The 18,922-nt window shown below is 61.3% G+C and carries 15 protein-coding genes and 1 pseudogene; 13 read left to right on the top strand and 3 right to left on the bottom strand.

What is annotated here, in order from left to right; all coding sequences use genetic code 11:
* Window positions 1-36: 36 nt before the first annotated feature.
* The 6 genes from BGC09_RS05960 to thiE all read left to right on the top strand — a co-directional run bounded on the left by BGC09_RS05960 (window position 37) and on the right by thiE (window position 5,603).
* Window positions 37-1,398: a DUF4331 domain-containing protein gene (locus BGC09_RS05960; protein WP_069802982.1), complete on the top strand. Its 1,362-nt coding sequence runs from the start codon at window positions 37-39 to the stop codon at window positions 1,396-1,398.
* 225 nt (window positions 1,399-1,623) lie between these two features.
* A complete protein-coding gene (locus BGC09_RS05950; RefSeq protein ID WP_069802980.1) occupies window positions 1,624-1,983 on the top strand; it encodes a hypothetical protein in 360 nt (119 codons plus the stop codon).
* Between the two features lie 497 nt (window positions 1,984-2,480).
* Entirely contained in the window at window positions 2,481-3,185 is a 705-nt protein-coding gene (gene tenA / locus BGC09_RS05945; RefSeq protein WP_069802979.1) for a thiaminase II, read from the top strand.
* A gap of 74 nt (window positions 3,186-3,259) precedes the next feature.
* Window positions 3,260-4,081, top strand: coding sequence for a bifunctional hydroxymethylpyrimidine kinase/phosphomethylpyrimidine kinase (thiD, locus tag BGC09_RS05940; RefSeq protein WP_069802978.1), 822 nt, complete (start codon window positions 3,260-3,262; stop codon window positions 4,079-4,081).
* Window positions 4,081-4,917 carry a hydroxyethylthiazole kinase gene (gene thiM, locus BGC09_RS05935; RefSeq protein WP_069802977.1) on the top strand — a complete coding sequence of 279 codons (837 nt, stop codon included), beginning with the start codon at window positions 4,081-4,083 and terminating at the stop codon, window positions 4,915-4,917. The genes thiD and thiM overlap by 1 nt, the downstream gene beginning before the upstream one ends.
* Window positions 4,917-5,603: a thiamine phosphate synthase gene (gene thiE / locus BGC09_RS05930; protein WP_069802976.1), complete on the top strand. Its 687-nt coding sequence runs from the start codon at window positions 4,917-4,919 to the stop codon at window positions 5,601-5,603. The genes thiM and thiE overlap by 1 nt, the downstream gene beginning before the upstream one ends.
* 17 nt (window positions 5,604-5,620) lie before the next feature.
* Here the strand turns inward: thiE and thiL are convergent, their stop codons facing one another.
* Entirely contained in the window at window positions 5,621-6,655 is a 1,035-nt protein-coding gene (gene thiL / locus BGC09_RS05925) for a thiamine-phosphate kinase (RefSeq protein ID WP_069802975.1), read from the bottom strand.
* A gap of 200 nt (window positions 6,656-6,855) precedes the next feature.
* Here thiL and BGC09_RS05920 point away from each other — a divergent pair, with 200 nt between their 5' ends.
* Window positions 6,856-7,779: a cytochrome c oxidase assembly protein gene (locus BGC09_RS05920; RefSeq protein ID WP_069802974.1), complete on the top strand. Its 924-nt coding sequence runs from the start codon at window positions 6,856-6,858 to the stop codon at window positions 7,777-7,779.
* Between the two features lie 163 nt (window positions 7,780-7,942).
* On the opposite strand, the gene BGC09_RS05915 is transcribed toward BGC09_RS05920, so the two are convergent.
* The gene (locus BGC09_RS05915) at window positions 7,943-9,703 is read right to left on the bottom strand and encodes a bifunctional lysylphosphatidylglycerol flippase/synthetase MprF (RefSeq protein WP_069802973.1); all 1,761 of its coding nucleotides are present in this window, start codon (window positions 9,701-9,703) and stop codon (window positions 7,943-7,945) included.
* Between the two features lie 385 nt (window positions 9,704-10,088).
* On the opposite strand from BGC09_RS05915, the gene BGC09_RS05910 reads away from it, so the two are divergent.
* Both BGC09_RS05910 and BGC09_RS05905 read left to right on the top strand, forming a co-directional pair.
* Complete coding sequence (locus BGC09_RS05910) at window positions 10,089-10,430, top strand: hypothetical protein (RefSeq protein WP_069802972.1); 342 nt, start codon at window positions 10,089-10,091, stop codon at window positions 10,428-10,430.
* A 171-nt stretch (window positions 10,431-10,601) separates the two neighbouring features.
* On the top strand, window positions 10,602-11,234 hold the full coding sequence (locus BGC09_RS05905; RefSeq protein WP_069802971.1) for an RNA polymerase sigma factor: 633 nt from the start codon (window positions 10,602-10,604) through the stop codon (window positions 11,232-11,234).
* Between the two features lie 60 nt (window positions 11,235-11,294).
* On the opposite strand, the gene BGC09_RS05900 is transcribed toward BGC09_RS05905, so the two are convergent.
* A complete protein-coding gene (locus tag BGC09_RS05900; RefSeq protein WP_069802970.1) occupies window positions 11,295-12,308 on the bottom strand; it encodes a helix-turn-helix transcriptional regulator in 1,014 nt (337 codons plus the stop codon).
* Window positions 12,309-12,636: 328 nt separating this feature from the next.
* Here BGC09_RS05900 and BGC09_RS05895 point away from each other — a divergent pair, with 328 nt between their 5' ends.
* The 4 genes and pseudogenes from BGC09_RS05895 to BGC09_RS05880 form a co-directional block, all read left to right on the top strand.
* The gene (locus BGC09_RS05895) at window positions 12,637-14,562 is read left to right on the top strand and encodes an ABC transporter ATP-binding protein (protein ID WP_069802969.1); all 1,926 of its coding nucleotides are present in this window, start codon (window positions 12,637-12,639) and stop codon (window positions 14,560-14,562) included.
* Window positions 14,559-16,499 carry an ABC transporter ATP-binding protein gene (locus BGC09_RS05890; protein WP_069802968.1) on the top strand — a complete coding sequence of 647 codons (1,941 nt, stop codon included), beginning with the start codon at window positions 14,559-14,561 and terminating at the stop codon, window positions 16,497-16,499. Before BGC09_RS05895 ends, BGC09_RS05890 begins: the two co-directional genes overlap by 4 nt.
* Window positions 16,500-16,863: 364 nt before the next feature.
* Window positions 16,864-18,108, top strand: coding sequence for an NAD(P)/FAD-dependent oxidoreductase (locus BGC09_RS05885; RefSeq protein WP_069802967.1), 1,245 nt, complete (start codon window positions 16,864-16,866; stop codon window positions 18,106-18,108).
* A gap of 561 nt (window positions 18,109-18,669) precedes the next feature.
* Window positions 18,670-18,922, top strand: a pseudogene (locus BGC09_RS05880) (N-acetylglucosamine-6-phosphate deacetylase); the annotation flags it as partial.

Here is an 18,922-nt window from a genome sequence, read left to right as displayed (position 1 = left end):
TGCCTGCATGTGGCAGGGGAAGGAGAGGTAAGGTCAATGTCATCGCATCGCGAAGCCCCAGAGATTGCCAAAGATCCGGTCGCTGACAATACTGACGTCTACGCCTTTGTCAGCCCAGACAGGCCAGAGACGGTCACGCTGATCGCCAACTACATTCCGCTTCAGGAGCCAGCCGGAGGCCCCAACTTTTACGAATTTGGCGACGACGTCCTCTACGAAATTCACATTGACAACGATGGTGACGCTCTGGCCGATATCACCTATCAATTTCGCTTTGAGACGGAAGTACGCAATCCCGATACCTTTCTTTACAATACGGGGCCGATCACTGCGCTCGACAGCCCCAACTGGAATCGGCGCCAGTTCTACACGGTGACGCGCATCGAAGAGGACGGCACCACCAAAGTGCTGGGGCGGCACCTGGCTTGTCCGCCCTGCAACATCGGGCCGCTCTCGACTCCCAACTATGAAGAGCTGGCTAAAGCGGCTATTCATCAGTTGCCGGGTGGGGGTCAGGTCTTCGCTGGTCAGCGCAACGAAGGCTTCTATGTCGACCTGGGCGCTATTTTCGATTTGCTCGACATTCGCCCGTTACAGAATCTGCACCTCTTCCCACGACCTCCGCAGCCGGGGGTCGATGCTACCAAAGATCTGAATGTGCACAGCATCGCTCTGCAGGTCCCCAAATCCAGCCTGACACGTGAGCGCTATGCTGCCGCCGATCATAAAAACCCGCGCTCGGTCATTGGGGTCTGGGCCTCGGCCAGTCGCCAGAAGGTGACCCTGCACGACAGCGGGCAGGAGCCGGCCCATACGGGTCCCTGGGTGCAGGTCTCGCGCCTGGGCAATCCTCTCTTTAACGAGGTCATTGTGCCACTAGGCAAGAAAAACCTCTGGAATCGCCTGGCTCCCAAAGATGACGCTGCCTTTGTCAAATATGTTGAGCATCCCGAAGTGGCGCGGCTGCTGCCCGTCCTCTATCCTGGCGTCTTCCCTCACCTGCAGGCGCTGACGGCGCCGCGTGCCGACCTGGTAGCCATTCTGCTCACAGGCATTCCTGCCGGCCTCATTGACGGCTTCCAGAACTTCACCGGCTCGAAGCCCGCTGACCTGCTACGGCTGAATGTGGCCATTCCGCCCGCCAGCAAGCCGAACATCTTCGGTATTCTCGGCGGCGACCTGGCTGGTTTCCCCAATGGGCGGCGCGTCTTCGACGACGTGGTGACCATTGAGCTGCGAGCCGTGGCGGGGGCCACCTATCCACTCATCGATCACAACTACACGCCCGATGCTGCCGTCTCCAAGCTCACTGGAGGCGTTCCCCCGCGCACCAACTACCTCAAGCACTTTCCTTACTTAGCCACCCCCAAGAGTGGCTTTGATGTTCCGGCGAGCTGAAGGCCAGGGCGGGCGGCCCAGCCCGGGAGGGGTCCCGGTCAGCCTGCCGGGCGCCGAGCGTGGCTGGCCGCCCATCTTCTCCAGTGCCAATAGTCAGACTGTCCTCATGGCCCAGCCGGGTCAGGGGTCCGGCTTGTCCTGCTGGTCTACCGTGCAGCACTGCCAGCGCAGTAACTGGTGACAGGCCCACCACAGCAAGAATGATGGGAGGGATGGAGAGAAGAGATGGAGGAAAGTCAGTCTTTTTTTGAGCGTATTCACAGCGAGCCCGTGGTTCTGGAAATTGGCGGCGAAGTCGGGGCCCTGGTCCTCTATACCGGCCCCGAGCTGCGCGGCAAAGAGATCGAGGTGAGTCCCGTGCAGGAGCCGCAGCGGCGTACCCACACAGCGGTATTGGAGCGGCACTTTAATGGCAAGCAGCTCTTCGCTGCCGTCTTTGCGGCTTTGCCTGCCGGCATCTATACCCTGTGGAACCTCGAGGGCCAGGCGGTGGGCACAGTGGCCATCAAAGGCGGCTGTGTCAACGAGGTCGATTGGCGGCAGCGGCAAGCGGAGAGCGCACCCAGGTCGCTGACGTCATCATAGTGGGTCAGCTGGCAACCGAGGCCACTGCCACCAGACGGCGGCATTGCACTTTCACTGCGGCTTGGCTATAATTGGCGGTGGAAGAAGCGTCAAGGCGATCGGTGCTTGCTGCTGCGATCAGCTGTTTGTTCCTCCTGCCTTCAGCAGCGAAAAACCTGGTCGGTCGCGATCTGCCAGCAAGAGGAAGGCCCGGGCGCAAAAGGCGGAGGCTGAGAGTGCGCCTGGTGCGGGCGATCGCCGGTCTGAGACGCATCTGTACTCGCTAGGGGAGCTTGGTGCAGCCAGGCTGAGAACACCACCGGAGTGTGTGGGGGACCCTGAACTGACCTGATCTGGGTAATGCCAGCGAAGGGAACGCGGGTGATTGAGAAAACTGTGGCCCTGGCAGCAGCTGTCATGGTTTTCTGCTTCCCCTTCATTCATCCCGCAATCGGCGATTCCTGGCCTGAACGCTCTCCCCGTGCTTGATCGATCCGCTTTGTGGAGGTCAGGTCATCATGTCTGCTGCTGAAACCACCGCTATGCCTGCGGGGAGCGGTCTCTCCGCGCGTTTGCGTGAGAGTGTTCTCCCTCTGTGGCAGCGCCAGCTGCAACATCCTTTTGTGGTCGCCCTCGGCGATGGTTCCCTGCCGCGCGCCAATTTCGAGTTTTATATCCGGCAAGATGCTCTCTTTCTCGACGTGCTGGCCAAATGCTTTGCCTTTGCTGCCACTCGGAGCGAGGATCACGCCGAGATCGAGCAGTTTGGCCGCCTGCTGCTCAACACCCTCGTCGTCGAGCAGGAGCTGCACCGCCGTTACGGCGAGCGTTTTGGCTTGACGCCTGAGCAGATGGCGGCCACGCCGATGGCTCCCACCAACTACGCCTACACCCGTCATCTGCTGACCGTCGCCACCAGCGGGACCCTCCCCGAGATCATCACCTCTATGCTGCCCTGTGCCTGGATCTATGCCGAGGTGGGCACCCATCTCACGGGCAACAAGCCGCCGGCTCCTGAGCATCCCTATGCCGATTGGCTGCGCACCTATGCCGATCCCGAATTCGATGCCGTGGGGCGCTGGCTGCGCGAGCGCCTGGACCTCCACGCTGAGCGCCTGCCAGCAGAGGCCCTGGCCCGTCTCTACGAGATCTTTCGCATCAGCACCTGCTATGAATGGCTCTTCTGGGAAATGGCCTGGCGACAAGAGCAGTGGCCAGCCTGAGAGCCGTGCCAACGGCAGAGAGGGCCGTCGGAGTATGGAAGCATGGTCAAGACACAAGAAGCACGAGGGAGATTATGAGCGAAGAGCAACGACACCCGCGGGCGTTGACCATTGCCGGCTCGGATTCCTCCGCTGGGGCTGGCATTCAGGCTGACCTCAAGACCTTCGCCGCCCTGGAGGTCTATGGTCTCTCGGCCATCACGGCCATCACAGCCCAGAACACGTTAGGAGTGCGGGCTGCCTTCGAACTGCCGCCGGAGCTGGTGGAGGCCCAGATCGATGCTGTGCTCGAGGACATCGGCGCCGACGCTGCCAAGACTGGCATGCTGGCGACGGCCCCCATTATTGAAGTCGTCGCCCGCAGCGTCGCTCGCTGGAAACTGCGTCTGGTTGTTGATCCTGTCATGGCGGCCAAAAGCGGGGACCCGCTACTGCAGCCCGAGGCCGTTGCGGCCCTGCGCGGTGTCCTGCTACCTCTGGCGGAGGTCGTGACGCCCAATCTGCCGGAGGCCGAGATGCTCACTGGGCGGCACATCGAGACGCTGGAGGAGATGCGCGAGGCGGCCCGAGCTATTCACGATCTCGGTGCGCGCCATGTGGTTGTCAAAGGCGGTCATCGCCTCGATGCCCCGATCGACGTCTATTTTGACGGGACCGGCTTCAGCGAATTGCGCGCCGAGCGCATCGAGACGCGCCATACCCACGGCACCGGCTGCACCTTCTCGGCGGCCCTTGCCGCCTTCCTGGCGCGGGGCCTCTCCGTGGCTGAGGCCGTGGCCGAGGCCAAGCGCTACGTGACCGAGGCCATTCGGCGGGCCCCGGGTCTGGGTCGCGGTCATGGACCTACCGAACATTTCTGGCAGTGGAAGCGAAGCAAGAAAGAAGAGGTACGCTGATGCAGCGGCAAGAAGCTAAAGGTCCTGGGGCGCAGGAGCTTGAAGCGCTGGCATCCCTGGTGGGGATCATTCGGACCCGTAAGCCTCTGGTGCATCATATCACCAACATGGTCGTGATGAACGACACCGCCAACATCACGCTGGCCATCGGAGCCTTGCCAGTGATGGCCCATGCGCGTGAAGAAGTGGAAGAGATGGTCAATCTTGCCAGCGCTCTGGTGCTCAACATCGGCACCCTCACCCCGGGGCAGATCGAGGCCATGCTCCTGGCTGGCCGGCGGGCCAACGAGCGTCAGATCCCCATTGTCCTTGATCCCGTTGGGGCTGGAGCCACGCGCCTGCGCACCGAGAGCGCCCTGCGCCTGCTGCGGGATCTGCAGATCACGGCTCTACGCGGCAACGCCTCCGAGATCGGGGCCTTGCTCGGTGTGGAGGGCGAAACGCGCGGTGTCGAGTCGATCTCGTTGTCCGAGGAGCGGGAAAGCGTCGCCCAGCGGGCGGCGCGCCAGTTCGGCTGCTGTGTAACGATCACTGGGGCGCGCGACGTCATTAGCGATGGTCGGCGCCTGGCCTACGTCGAGAATGGTCATCCCTGGCTTGCCAGCATTACCGGCAGCGGCTGCATGGCCACCACATTGGTGGCGGCCTTTCTTGCCGTCGAAGCGGATGCCTGGAAAGCCAGTATCGCTGCTCTTGTCGCCCTGGGTCTGGCTGGTGAGCTGGCCGCTCAGCAGGCTGCTGGCCCGGGTACCTTCCGCTCCCACCTGATCGATGCCGTCGCCGCTCTTGACGAGGAGGCCATCCGTCGTGGACAGAAAGTGATGGTGATCGCCTGATGACGGAGCTATTGCCCTGTGGCTGGGCGCGCGAAGCGCTGATTCCGCGCCTCGCCTTGCATGTCCTGACCGATCGCCAGTGGTCGCGGGGGCGTGACATGCTGACCGTGGTCGCGGCGGCCCTGGCTGGTGGGGCCACGATTATCCAACTGCGCGATAAACAGGCAACCACCCACACTCTGGTTGAGGAGGGCCTGGCGCTGCGCGAGCTAACCCGTCGTCACGGGGCCTTGCTGATTGTCAACGACCGTGTTGATGTGGCTCTGGCGGTCGATGCCGACGGCGCTCATGTGGGGCAGGATGACATGCCTGCCGCCCTGGCGCGCAAGTTGCTCGGCCCTGGGCGCATCCTCGGTGTCTCGGCGGGCAATCTAGAAGAGGCTGCGCAAGCGGTAGCGGGAGGAGCGGACTATCTGGGCGTGGGTCCGATCTATGCAACGCGCGGCAAGGCTGATGCCGGCCCGGCCACTGGCCCCGAGCTGCTGCGAGCGATCAGCGCCCGCTATCGAGTGCCCCTGGTTGCCATTGGCGGAATCACGGCAGCCAACACTCCAGAGGTCATAGCGGCGGGCGCCTGTGGCGTCGCCGTGATCACTGCCGTTGTCGCCGCTGAGGACATCACCGCTGCCGCGCGGGCTATCGCCGAGCAGGTCAGGTCAGGACAGCGCGGGCTGCGGAGGGCCTGAACGGGGAAGCGACCTGGCTAGTGCTGGCCGGGTGAGGCGAAGTGATCCCAGCTCTGCACTGGCAGCGGCTCCTCGCGCCCATCCGGCCAGCGCAGGCGGAGGCCGCTCGCTGCCTCCGTAACCTGGCCGATGGGGGTGATGGGAGCCGCGCCCGCCGCGGCGAAGCGAGCCTGGACAGCCTCCTCGTAGCCAGGCGCGACCGTAAAGAGCAGCTCATAGTCCTCGCCGCCATGCAGTACCCAGGCGAGCGGGTCCCGTCCCAGGGTCGCGGCCAGAGCTTGCAGCTCCGCTGAGATGGGCAGGCGCGCTACCTCGATGCAGGCTCCCACGCCGCTGCGCTCACAAAGATGGCCCAGATCGCCACTCAGACCATCGCTCACATCAATGAGGGCCGTCACAATCTGGGGGCCAAACTGACTCAACAGACGTCCCTCGGCCAGTCGAGGTTTTGGCACGCGATGGGCGGCGCGCAGCCGCTCGCAGGCTGTCGGAGGATAAGGATGGTCCGGCTCAAACAGCGAGTAGAGGCCAGCCGCCGAATCCCCTGGCGAACCAGTCACGAAGATGATATCGCCAACGCGGGCGCCGGAGCGCGTCAGTACCCGCCCGCGCTCGCTCTCTCCAAGCAAAGTGATATCGATCGCCAGCGTCTCCGCGGCCCCGGTGCCGCTGACGTTGCCACCGACAATCAAGGTCTGGGCGGCAGTCGCCTCCTGGCGCAGGCCGGCATAGAGGCCCTCCAGGACCGCCAGCGAGCAGTGGCGCGGCACATGCAGAGAGACCAGGGCGTAACGCGGCTCACCACCCATTGCCGCGATATCGCTGAGATTGATGGCCAGGGCCTTCCGCCCAACCTCCTCCGGCGAGGAGGTGCGCAGCGTAAAATGCACTCCCTCGACCTGGCTATCGCAGGTCAACAACAAGAGGCGCGGGCCGCCAAGATCGAGGACGGCGCAATCGTCTCCAACACCAACGACCACCTCCTCGCCCGAGGGTAGACCGGCAGTCAGACGGGCAATCAACTCAAATTCGCTCCAGGACGCAGCGGACATCGCTTAGCAGTACCTCCAGGCTTCTCTCTGTTGACCAGTTGTTTGTCGCTCCTCCTCCTTTCCCCTGCGACCGATAGCGAATGAGAACGGCGCTAACAGGGAAGAGGGGGCATACGCTCTCTCTGACCAGGATGCGCTATAGTCTCTGGTAGAGAACAGCGTATTCTATCTTACAGCCTTACCGCACGGAGAGACAGCTTATGCAAGCGATCATTCCCCTGCTCGACCTGGTCAACCTGCCCGCGCTCGTTGTGGCGCTGCTGCTCTGCCTGGGTTACCTGCCACCTCTCTGGCGAGAGCTGCGGCAGCCCCAACCCCCACCTGAAGAGCGCCCCGGCCAGGCGCGCTGGCGCCTGCTGGCCTTCCTCATCGCCATTGTCGCCATGCTCGTGGTCCTGGCGACTTCCATCGATCGCCTGGCCCGGAACCAGCTCTTTCTCATGCATATGCTGCAGGTGATCGTCCTGAGCACCATCTGTGCCCCTCTCCTCTTGCTCGCGCTGCCGACTGCCCTGGCCAGGCAGCTCCGGGCGGGAGAGGGTCGGGAGCAGAGCCGTTGGTCTGCTCTGCTTTGCTGGCTGACACGTCCCTTCCCTGCCTCTATCCTCTATAACGGCTTCTTCCTTCTCTGGCATCTGCCGCCGCTCTACCTCGCGATCAGCGAGCAAGCTCTGCTCTATGATCTCGCCCTGGTGATCCTCCTGCCGCTAGCCTGCCTCAACTGGTGGCCGCTGCTCGGTCCCGTAGACGAAAAGCAGCGTCTCAGCTACCCGGCCCAGATGCTCTACGCCTTTCTCGATGGGCAACCGATTGACATCTTTGCCTTCCTGCTGGTCTTCTCGGGGACCATCTTCTACCCCATCTATGCCTGGCAGCCGCATCCGCTCATGGCCCCGCTCAGCGACCAGGAGGCTGCCGGGGCCATGTTGCTCGTGCCGGGCCTCGTTGACCTGATCGTCATGACCCCTCTCTTCTTTCGCTGGCTGGCGGCCCTTGAAGAGAGGGCCAGGATACATGATCAGCAGCTACAACAGGTATTGGAGGCGGAGGCGGAAGAGCACAAGCAAGCGTTGTCACAAGAGCAGCAAACAACGCCTACGCCTGGCTCGCCATCCTCGGAGTGACCGGCGCGGGCCCATCACCTGGCAGCAGTGAGCTGGTTGAGGGGTGACGAACGTTGGAGCCTCTCCTCAACCAGCTACTTTCTCTGGGTCCCTATGCTGCTTGCGTTCCCTTCCTGCCAGAACTGACCTCCCGAGAGGGAGGCCAGCCAGCGCAGGCGGACGCTCAAGCGCTGCCGCGTTTCAGAGCTGGCACTCCTTGCGGGCGCAGGAGTGGGCGCAACGAGCGCAGAAGAGCCAGCATCAGCGAGCCATCGTGCTGATGGACGCGGTAGAGTGCCAGACCGACCTTGGGCAGACTCAGCGTCTCTGGATAGACCAGATAGCGACTCTCCCAGCGAGGTTGGAACTTCTTCTTAAAAGCCAGGAGTGAGGGACCACCGGTCAGGCCAGAGAGGCGCCCTTTCAGGAAACTGATGCTCGCTGCCAGCAGCGTCTCATCCTCCTCCTGATTGCAGTTGCTTAAGGGGGCCAGTCCCAGGCTAACAACCTCTGCCCCCTGCTCCTTCAGGAAAAAGAGCGAGCGCGTCAGGAGCAGTTCCATAGTGCCAGGGACCGCTTGAGAAGAGCGGCGCATCAGATCCAAAGCCCAGCCACGGCGTCCATAGATCGGCACAAAAGAGACAAAAGCCTGGACAGCCTCCTCTTGATCGACGGCCACGGCATAGAGCTGAGGGGACGTCTCGAAAGGATGGAAACGGCTCATGCTAAAGCCCATCTCCGTGCCGCCTTTCCGCTGGAGCCACTCGCGGGAGATCCGGACCATTTGAGCCACATGCTCAGAGGAAGTCACACGTCCCTCGTAGAAGACCACCGTCAACCCGGCCTTTTCAGCGCGGCGCGCACTCGTCCGCAGATTGGCCATCGCGCCACCCTGAAGCGAAAAGGAGGGCAGCTCAACGATCGCATCCTCACCGATCTTCAACAAATGCAGACCGGCGGCGCGATAATAAGGGGCCAGCTCGGCTCGCACCTGCCAGAAGACCGGCGTCCAATCCTGGCGTTCGCAGAAAGCCAAGAACTGCCGGATCAGCTCAGGCAACTCGGCCTCTGGTCCCACAGGATCACCGGCTACCACCGCCGTCGTTCCCTGGAGCACAAAGCCAATCACCGCCCGGCCTGAATCCGCAAAGAAAAAGGACTTCTCACCGACCAGCAAATGATAGGAAATCGAATTCTGCCCGTAGAGGCGCACCAGCTCCTCGACACGCTGACGCTCACCAGCTTGCGAGAGCAGCGCCGCCGCCACCGGTCGAAAAAGCTGCAGCATCCCGTAGCCCACGGCGCTCATGCACAGCAGCGGAAGTGCCCGCGCAAACAGAAAAGCCGGCGTCCCGCGTGGGAAATGGAGATGAGCGCGGCTCAGCAGTCCCAAAAGGACCGTTTCCAGACCCCAGCGGTCGATCAACGGCTCGAAATCGCTGTAGAGGGTCAGGAAGCCGCCGAGAGTATAGAAAAAGACGATGCCCAAACCCAAGGCCAGCGCCAGATAGCCGCGGAAGATCGAAGGAGGGTCACTACGAGCCTGGAAGAGTGGGGAGCAGCAACCCAAGAGCGCGGTCAATCCCAACACCAAGAGGGAAGGGAGCGACAAGCCTCCATGAGGGTGATGGAGCAATAAGGCCGAGAGCAAGAGCAAGACCAGGGTGACCAGCCAGGCCTGGCGCTTGCCGCGCGCCAGACCATAGGAAAGCATCAGCAGAAAGAAGCCTATCACCGCCGTCAAAGGATGGGCGTGCGGATGGGAGACCGGGAGCGCACCCAGCCAGGCATTGGGAAGAATATCCCAGGCGGCCAGAGCGGGCACAAAGAGAGAAAGCATGTCAACCAACCCTACCAGACCAATCACCGCGACAATCCCCAGGCGGCTTAAGCGGCGAAGCTGTCGGTTAGCAGCGATGCGGCGAGGAAAAGCAACCCCTAGCATAACATTCCTTCTTCAACTTCTCTTCAAGACTGAGCGATCGATTTGCGTGTTCTGCATGAATAACTAATGCTAGACGCTTCCATGCGGTCCAGCGATAAGCCACCTGAAAGGTGCCTGGAGATGGGTGTATCCAGGAGAGTCGGTTTGATCCTTTCAGGTTCTTCTTCTCCTTCCGCTAGAGTTAGACGTGGGAGCGGAGAGAAAAGTTGCAATCGCTAGGAGTTCTGGAGCGTGCACCCAACTGGAAAGCTCTTCTCGGGCCGATCGCTCTCTGCTCGTACTGTCTGCTTGCTTGCATCAGATGCTGATTAAGAATATACTGCATAAAGAAAAGATTTTCTCATGAATGAGAAGCAGCCAAAGAAATAGAGAGAAAGGAGGGAACATGAACTTATCACTCCTTCACAGGCTGGTGCAGGCGGCAAAGAGGGACGGCCTTACCCTGCAATGGAGCCTGATTCATCTGCTCGATCGATTGGAGCGCTACGAGCAGCGGCTAGGCTATCTCCGTTACTGGGGCGGGGAGAGTGACGCGGGCGAAGTGCAGCAGCTGCGGCTGGACAACGAGGCCCTGGCTCTCGTCCTGCTGGCAGCCTTAAAAGCCTATCCAGCAGGGGCGGATATTGCCCTCGAAGAGCAGCGTTTGCCGGAGCTAGCTGCGCTGCTCACCGAACAGGAGCCGGGGCGCCGTGATGGGCAGGCGAAGGAGAAGGGCGAGCATTCCTAGCCCTGGGTAGCCCTCCTGCGGAGCGGGCCAGGGGGATAAGCTGAGCCAGCAAAGGTTAGTTTCTGCTTAGAGAAACCTACAGTGGAGCTTATCCGCTGCTGCGGCGCTTGTCATCTCTGGCAGAAGAGGCTACCCTGTTTAGCAGGAAGAACGAAAGCGAGGCAATGGCGTATGCAAATAGATCAGCAACAAGAGAGCCTCTGGCGAGGAAAGCGCGGAAGCGATGGGCACCTGGCCCGGCGTGCTCTGGAGGGAGACGAGAAAGCCTTTGAAGCGCTTGTCCAGCGTTACAGTGGCCCGCTCTTCAGCTTCATTTGTCACTTTCTAGGCGACTACGATCAGGCTTGTGATATTTTACAGCAAGTTCTGCTCCAGCTCTATCTATCGCTGCCTGGCCTCCATCTGGGGGTTCCCCTCAAGCCCTGGCTCTTTCAAGTCGCGCGCAACCGCTGTCTTGACGAGCTAAGGAGGAAGCGGGCGGTGACCTTTTCCGAGCTAGAGAGTGGGGGAGAGGAAGGGGAAGAGCTACCTGTTGCCGTGGAGAGCATTGCGGACGGGCGGCCCCTGCCCGAAGAGCTGGCCGAGCGTCATGATCTCCAGCGCTTGCTCCTGGAGGCTATTCACAGCTTGCCGCCCCGTTTTCGGGCGGTTGTGCTGCTGCGCTACACAGCCCAGTTGAGCTTTGCCGAGATTGGGCAGGCGCTCAGCATGCCCGAAGCCACGGCCAAGACCTATTTCCAGCGCTCCAAGCCTCTCTTGCGCGCTTCCCTCAGCGGACAGGTACGAGCCGGCACCCCCTCCTGACAGGCCGGAAAGGAAGCGGCCTGCCAGGCAGACGGAGCTGAGCCGCAGCCGGTCGAGCAGCTAAAAATTCGAAGCGTCCTTCACCTCCTCGCGATAGAGCGCGGCAATACGCTCTACTGTAGTCAGCACCGCCGCCCGCAGGCGCGCCGGACTAAGCACCACGGCCTCGCTGCCAAGAGAGAGCACGTAAGCGACGGCCTCCTGTAGCGACTCCTGTGACACACGTACCAGCACACTGCCATCGGCCTCTTCCCGCAGCACCGTACAGTTACCGCGTAAGCGATAGCGTGCCGCTGCCTGAACGCGCAAAGTTACCGCCAGTGGCTGCTCCGTCTCGGCCAGATGGCGTCGTGCCTCCTTCCAGTAGGTTTGCAAATCAAAATCCGGTGGTGGCTGAATCCGCTCCTGGCGAACACGCAGATCCTGAATATAGCCAACGCGGAAGGTCTCAACCTGCTGACTTGCGTGGCAGAAGGCCACCAGGTACCAGACGCCGGTGCGCATCTGACGCGAGGTCAGGCCCTTATAGACCAGGCCATAGGGATCAACCCGCAGCCAGCGCAGTGCTGGCATGGCCTGGCGGGTTGTCCAAGGATAAAGCAGATCGAGACGGCGCCCGGCCAGCACCGCATGACGAATAGTTTCTAAAAAGGCGCCCGTTGTCCCATCGCCATCCCAGGCCGTCGTATCAAACAAAATATGCTCGCGCGCCGCCTGAATATCGGTGCGGTACTCCTCCGGCAGGGCGGCCTCCAGCTTAAACAAGGCCCGGTGTAGGCCATCGTCGTCGGCAAAGAGGCTATAATTGCCGGCCATGTCCACACCGAGCACCAACGAGACCGCTTCCTCGCGCGTAAAGACGGTCGCATCGAAATGATAGTTGTCTGCAAGATAGTAGCCGCCGCCCGGGCCGTAATCCATCGCAATGGGGACGTGCGCAAGCGAAAGGGCATCGATGTCGCGATAGATGGTGCGTGCTGAGACTCCCAGAATGCTCGCCAGGCGTTGGGCCGTCATCTTCCCGCGTGCTTGCAGGAGCAGAGTAATCGCCAGCAAGCGCTCTATCTTCTGCATACTTCTAGTATGGAACGATCCTTCTGAAAAGACAAGGGATAATACGGAACGCTCTGCAGAATTAAGTCATTTCATGCTCTATATGCTGCTTTTCTGGATTTAAGCGAGTGCTGAGAGCGTCAGGCTTCTCCCAGGCACGGTGAATTTCGCCCCCCCTTCTCGATTGAGCAAAAGACTGACACCTTGCTGTCAGCTATAGGCGCCTAGACTGTTCCAGGAGGAACAGAACACTCAAGTCTCCTGATCAGGCGGTGCGGCCCTTAGCGGGCCTGTCCGATAGAAATCCTCACCTGCTGCTGTTGACGCCTGCCAGAAAGGAACACTTCTCATGTCAGCGATCGTCGCCGAATCGACGCCCAAAACATTCTTTTTTATCGATATTGGATGGTGGAGAAGCAACTGGCGCATCTGCAAACGGATCATTGGCCTTCTGAAGCCCTACTGGCTTGCCTCCCTGGGCGCGGTCATCTCGATGGTCCTGGCCACTGTGGCGGCCCTTGTGGTGCCCTGGTTGCTGGCCTGGGTCATCGACGTAGGCATTCGCGGAGGGCAATTTCACAGTCTTTTGCTTGCCGCCGGTGCTATTCTACTCATCAGCGCGCTGCGTGGCCTCTTTTCCTATGGCCAGAGCTATCTCTCGCAAGCTGTCTCCTGTCATGTTGCCTATGACCTGCGCAACCAGGTCTACGATCATCTGCAGCGGCTCGACTTCTCCTTCCACGACGACGCCGAGACGGGACAGCTCATGTCGCGTCTGACCGTTGATATTGAAGGGGTGCGCAACTTTATCCCCTTGGGGTTACTGCGTGCCCTGGTCGCGATTGTCACCTTTGGCGCCGTAGCCATTCTGCTGCTCCAGCTCGACATCTTTCTCGCTCTTATTACGCTCATCAGCGTTCCCCTCTTAATGTTGCTGGCCGTCCAGGTGGGCAAGCGACTGCGCCCGCTCTGGGAGAAGGTTCAGCAAGAGAACGGCGTACTTGGCACTATCATGCAAGAGAGCCTGAGTGGCATGCGCGTCGTCAAATCCTTTGCCCGCGAGCCGTTCGAGGTCGAGAAATACGATCGGCAGAATCGCAAGCTGCGCGAGCTGAATCTGGAAGCCATGCGTCTCTCGGCCTGGAATCAGCCCTTGATGGTGCTTGTTCTCAACCTGATCACGGTGCTGCTCGTCTGGGTAGGGGGCGTAGCGGTGATTGGGCATCGGCTCAGTCTGGGCACCCTGGTAGCTGTGACCCAGTATGTCCTGGTGCTGGGCGCGCCGACGCGCACCCTGGGCTTTATGGTGACCTGGTTCATGCGAGGCATCTCTTCGGCGGAGCGCATCTTCGAGATTCTCGACACACCTCCCGCCATTACGGATGCGCCTGGAGCGCGTGAGCTGCGGGAGGTGCGTGGTCATGTACGTTACGAGCATGTCTCCTTTGCCTACGCTGGTGGGCAGGAGGTCCTGCACGATATTTCGATCGAGGCCCGGCCAGGCGAGATCACCGCCATTCTCGGAGCCACCGGAGCTGGCAAGAGTACCCTGCTGCATCTGCTCCCGCGCTTCTACGATGTCAGTGCGGGGCGCATCACCATCGATGGCCAGGACGTGCGTGAAATCACCCTCGCCTCCTTGCGGCGTTCGGTAGGGCTGGTTCTGCAAGACGTCTTTCTCTTCAATGCCACGCTGCGCGAAAACATTGCCTATGGCATCGAAGAGGTCAGCGAGGAGCAGATCATCGCCGCTGCGAAGGTTGCCCGCATTCACGACTTCATTTGCAGCCTGCCCAATGGCTACGATACCTGGGTAGGCGAGCGTGGCGTGACCCTCTCTGGGGGGCAGAAGCAGCGTATTGCCATCGCGCGCACCCTACTCCTCAATCCGCGCATCCTCATCCTGGATGACTCGACCTCCAGTGTCGATATGGAGACTGAATATCTGATTCAGCAAGCCCTGGAGGCAGTGATGCGCGGACGCACGACCTTCGTGGTAGCCTCGCGCCTGCGCACCATCAAGCATGCCCATCAGATCCTCATTCTCGATCGTGGGCGCATTGTCGAGCGCGGCACCCATGAAAGCCTGCTGGCGCGCAACGGTCTCTATCGTCGCCTCTACGACCTGCAGCTGCGTGAGCAGGAGGAATTTGAGGAGCGCTATCGCCATCAGCGGGCTGGCCAGCTGGCGAGCACAGCTCAGATCGATCAGGAAAAAGCGTTCCAGGCCGCGACGCAAGAAAGCTGTTGTCAACAGAGAGGAGGGACGAGATGAAGGATCAACAGCGGTCAGCCGAGCGACACCAAAGCAGTCGCGCCTACCTGGAGCGGAGGCGACGTCTCCTATGGGAAGAGAATACGCTGGCCAGCGCCGACGAAAGCGAGACACGCCGCTTCGACTGGCGCTCCATTCGTCTCTTTGGGACTTATCTTGCCCGCTACAAGGGCCTGACTATTCTGAGCATCCTGCTGATGCTCATCTACACTGCAACCAATCTCGCCAACCCCTATTTGATCGAGGTGGCCATTGACCACTTCATTACGCGCGCCGACCTGGGGGGCCTGGCTCTGATCTGCCTACTGCTCTTGCTTGTCAACGTGGTGATGTGGCAGGCCCAATACTGGCAGATCTGGACCATGTCCTGGGCGGGGCAGCAGGTGCTCTATCTGCTCAGCTCCGACATGTTCAAGCATTTGCAGCAGCTCTCGCTGAGCTTTTACGATCGCACCCAGATTGGGCGCGTCATGTCGCGCCTGCAGAGCGACATCGACGTGCTGGAGAGCATGCTCAGCTCCGGCCTGCTCTCCATGCTTGGCTCGCTGGTAGCGCTCGTAGGCATCATCGGAGCCATGCTTGCCATGAATGCCTGGCTGGCCCTGCTCTCCTTCGCCGTGCTGCCGGTCATGTTCATTATCGCCGCCTTCTGGTCGCGTCATGCCGAGCGCTCCTTCCGACGCACGCGAGCGGCCATCTCGCTCGTTAATGCCACGCTGCAAGAGAATATTTCAGGCATGCGCGTCATCCAGAGTCTGGCGCGCGAAGGGCGCAATCGCAGTGAATTCGACGAGCTGAATGCCTACAATCGCGATACCAACCTGGAGGCGAACCGCATTTCTTCGCTCGTACTTCCCCTGGTCGAAGTCGTAGCGGCAATTGCTATTGCCCTCGTGGTGGTCTACGGCGGCATGGAGGTTGCTCATGGCGCCCTGCAGGTTGGTGTGCTCGTTGCTTTTACGCTGTACATTAACCGCTTCTTTGATCCCATTCGGGAGCTGAGCATGCAGTACACTCAGCTCCAGCGAGCTGCCGTGGCTGCCGAGCGCATCTATCAGATCCTCTCTATTCCAGTGGAGATTACAGACAGGCCGGAGGCCCGTGAGCTGCCACCGATTCGGGGAGAGATTGAATTTCGCAACGTCACCTTTGGCTACACGCCCCGCTATAGGGTGCTGCGCGGGCTAAACCTGCACATCAAACCTGGGCAGACCGTGGCGATTGTCGGGCCGACAGGGGCTGGCAAGACGACCATCGCTGGCCTGGTCACGCGCTTCTACGATGTCCAGGGGGGGGCTGTCCTGATCGATGGCTATGATGTACGGGAGGTCACGCAGCACTCGCTGCGCCGGCAGATCGGCGTTGTGCCGCAGGACCCCTTTCTCTTTACGGGGACGGTCAAGGAGAACATCCGCTACGGTCGGCTGGCGGCCAGTGACGAAGAGGTCATCGCGGCAGCGCGGGCCGTGGGCTTGCACGAGCTGGTTGAGCGCCTGCCCCAGGGCTATGAGACGCCCATTCGTGAGCGCGGGCGCAACCTGAGCATGGGCCAGCGGCAGCTGATCGCCTTTGCACGGGCGCTGCTGGCTGATCCGCGCATCCTGATTCTGGACGAAGCCACGGCCAATATTGACACTGTGACCGAACTGATCGTCCAGCAAGGACTCCAGCGCCTGCTGCAGGGACGTACAGCCATAGTGATTGCTCATCGCCTCTCGACGATCAAAAATGCGGACCTGATCGTCGTGCTCCAGCAAGGTCAAGTGGTCGAGCAGGGTAGGCACGAGGAGCTACTGGCCCGTAACGGCTTCTATGCCAGGCTCTATGCCATGGGCTTTCGCGAGACCGCCAGCCCAGAAGGGGGTGAAACTGCCAGGCACGATGCGTCAGATCGGCTGCAGCAACGGGCTATCTCCTCAAGCGAGATAGGTCGATAAGAAAGGTGCAAGCTGTACAACGAGAAAGGAAGAGCTGAGCAGGAGGCTGCGCGGGCCGTGCCGGCTTGACAGAGCGGGGGAGAGCTTCTTATCATCAATCATAGATAGGATGGTTGTCAGGTGGTAGCGTGGCCTGCCCGGGATGTGCAGGACCGCCATCGCCCAGGAGCCGCGCGGCTTTTCTCCTCCGCTAGCCGGCTCCCTTGCGGGATGAGCCTGGTTGCTCCTGACGCATTGCTCCTCAGAGGGCGTGCTGTAGCGTGCCGCCGTCGTTGTCTCGCCTGGGCTGCTTTGCCCTTGGGAGGACGGTGATGCGCATCTCGTCACGTACTGCCGCGCTACTGCCCTTGTGAAAAGGAGCTTTATGCGAGTTGAAACGCAGACTGAAGCCGATCCTGATCGACGTACGACTGTAGTTCCGCCAACCACTCCTGTTCCTCAGTCTGTTATCCCCTGGTGGGAAGACCTTGATCCTGTGGTCCGAGCAGAGTTGCACCTTCCGGACATTGCTGATGAAGGCCCTCCCGCCCAACCGCTGGATGTCGTAGTGATTGGGGCCGGTGTTGCTGGCTTAAGCGCGGCCCTGAGCGCCCGCCGTGCGGGCGCGCGTGTCCTGGTGCTGGAGCGCAATGCGCTCATTGGGTGTGGTACGAGTGGGCGCAATGCCGGTATCTTAAGCGTTGGCATTAATGCTGACCTGACGACCCTGCCTGCGGGGCATCCAGCGCTTGCCCTCTGGCCTGCCACGACCGAAGTGCTCTTCTCGCTGATCAGGGAGGCGGCTCTCCCCGATTCGCTGCTCTCCCTGCGTCTGACTGGCTCGCTGAGCCTGGCCGAGACCATCAGCGGGGCGCGCAACCTGGCGCGCGAGGTCCATCTGCGCCTGCGTATGGGTCTGCGCGCTGAGCTGTGGACCCCGGCCCAGGTAGCGGAAGCCACTGGGGGCCGACTCAATGTGCGCACTGTCTATGCGGCCCTCTGGCTGCCGGATGAGGCGCGCGTGCACCCGCTGACCCTGTTGGCGCACCTGGCGCGCCGCGCCCGTCGTGCTGGCGTCGAATTGCGCGGCAATGCGCCGGTGATCACCTACGAAGAGGCGCCTTTGCCCGGTGGGGCAAGTGGCTGGCGCCTGCATCTGGCTAACGGCTGCACGCTGCTGACACGGGGGCTGATCCTGGCCGTGGGTCCAGGCGCTCGCCCCACTGCGCGCCTGTATGCGCTGGCTTTCCGTGCCGAGCTGCCACCCGATTTCCCCATCTTTGGGGATGCCCTGCCCTACACTTATGCGGACTACAGGCCGGGCGAGGGACGGCTCACGGTGACCGGTGGCCGCTACGGTCGCGCCGGGGTAACGCGCAATGACGCCCATTATCATTGCCGGCTGAAGGAGCTGACTTATCGCTGGCTGCCCGAGCTGGCGGAGCAGGAACCGGCCTACACCTGGGCCGTGGACCTGGAGGTTGCGCCGCAGATGGTCCCCGAGTTGCATCCTGTGGGAGCAGTGGCCCCAGCCCTGGCCATCGAGGGGCTGGGCGCTCTGGGTATGCTGCCCGGGATGGTCTTGGGCGAGCGCGCCGGCGAGCAGGTGGCCTCCGCAGTGAGCCGCTGATTCAGCGCGGTATGCCTCTGCTTGCCTCTGCAGAGGAGCGCATTCCTCGCTGAAGTGAGGACGTCGGGCGGGCAGGCTCGTCTTGTCTCTACCCTGGCAGTAATGAGTCAGGCGCCTGCCCGACGTCCGAGCCTGTTGCTCTCTCTGGTCCCTCTTCTCCTGATGGGCTGCTGCCCTCCATACGCCAGTCACTGGCTCCCCCTCGATCTGCTGCTATTGCCTCTGACGTCACCCTACTGCTTAACGAACGCGCCGTGCTTTCTCCAGAAGCCAGAGCAGGTGGATGGACTTGCCAAGTTGCTCATCTCCTGGTACTCTTGTGCCTGGAGGTATAAATGAATAGTTGTATAGATCACATAGCCACCTGGTTGCCCTCTGTCGGCGAGCGACAGTGCGTCAAGTGGCAGGAGTGTACAAGCGCGTACACATGCCTTTCGTTGCAGGTGTGGTCGCGTTTTATATAATACTGTGGTCGCAGGTAGAAAAGTTCTCTTCTCCTGGGAGTACTCCACAGTGTGAAATACCAGTGTCAAATCGCTGAACCAGTGAAGGAGTACGTATTTGGGCAGATTCACCTTTCAAGGAGCGCATCTCGTCGATGCATTGGCCGAGCTGCCTGACAGCAGCATGACGGTTGCCGATGGGCGTATTGAGCAGGTGGGTGGAGGGGAGCAGTCGGGCCTAGTTATCGAGGCTGAGGATGCCATAGTGCTGCCGGGCTTCATCGATGTGCACACTCATGGTGGAGGCGGCTTCAATCTGAGCACCGAGGATGCCAGCGAGATCTGTGCCTATGCCCGTTGGGCGCCTGGCA

Origin of the sequence: Thermogemmatispora onikobensis, assembly GCF_001748285.1 — a bacterium.
Taxonomy (GTDB): Bacteria; Chloroflexota; Ktedonobacteria; order Ktedonobacterales; family Ktedonobacteraceae; genus Thermogemmatispora; species Thermogemmatispora onikobensis.
This window is presented reverse-complemented; position numbering and strand designations above follow the sequence as displayed.

Excerpts from the sequence above, each read along its gene's own strand:
- BGC09_RS05960 (WP_069802982.1), top strand. The coding sequence starts at position 37 with ATGTCATCGCATCGCGAAGCCCCAGAGATTGCCAAAGATCCGGTCGCT.
- BGC09_RS05950 (WP_069802980.1), top strand. The coding sequence starts at position 1,624 with ATGGAGGAAAGTCAGTCTTTTTTTGAGCGTATTCACAGCGAGCCCGTG.
- tenA (WP_069802979.1), top strand. The coding sequence starts at position 2,481 with ATGTCTGCTGCTGAAACCACCGCTATGCCTGCGGGGAGCGGTCTCTCC.
- thiD (WP_069802978.1), top strand. The coding sequence starts at position 3,260 with ATGAGCGAAGAGCAACGACACCCGCGGGCGTTGACCATTGCCGGCTCG.
- thiM (WP_069802977.1), top strand. The coding sequence starts at position 4,081 with ATGCAGCGGCAAGAAGCTAAAGGTCCTGGGGCGCAGGAGCTTGAAGCG.
- thiE (WP_069802976.1), top strand. The coding sequence starts at position 4,917 with ATGACGGAGCTATTGCCCTGTGGCTGGGCGCGCGAAGCGCTGATTCCG.
- thiL (WP_069802975.1), bottom strand. The coding sequence starts at position 6,655 with ATGTCCGCTGCGTCCTGGAGCGAATTTGAGTTGATTGCCCGTCTGACT.
- BGC09_RS05920 (WP_069802974.1), top strand. The coding sequence starts at position 6,856 with ATGCAAGCGATCATTCCCCTGCTCGACCTGGTCAACCTGCCCGCGCTC.
- BGC09_RS05915 (WP_069802973.1), bottom strand. The coding sequence starts at position 9,703 with ATGCTAGGGGTTGCTTTTCCTCGCCGCATCGCTGCTAACCGACAGCTT.
- BGC09_RS05910 (WP_069802972.1), top strand. The coding sequence starts at position 10,089 with ATGAACTTATCACTCCTTCACAGGCTGGTGCAGGCGGCAAAGAGGGAC.
- BGC09_RS05905 (WP_069802971.1), top strand. The coding sequence starts at position 10,602 with ATGCAAATAGATCAGCAACAAGAGAGCCTCTGGCGAGGAAAGCGCGGA.
- BGC09_RS05900 (WP_069802970.1), bottom strand. The coding sequence starts at position 12,308 with ATGCAGAAGATAGAGCGCTTGCTGGCGATTACTCTGCTCCTGCAAGCA.
- BGC09_RS05895 (WP_069802969.1), top strand. The coding sequence starts at position 12,637 with ATGTCAGCGATCGTCGCCGAATCGACGCCCAAAACATTCTTTTTTATC.
- BGC09_RS05890 (WP_069802968.1), top strand. The coding sequence starts at position 14,559 with ATGAAGGATCAACAGCGGTCAGCCGAGCGACACCAAAGCAGTCGCGCC.
- BGC09_RS05885 (WP_069802967.1), top strand. The coding sequence starts at position 16,864 with ATGCGAGTTGAAACGCAGACTGAAGCCGATCCTGATCGACGTACGACT.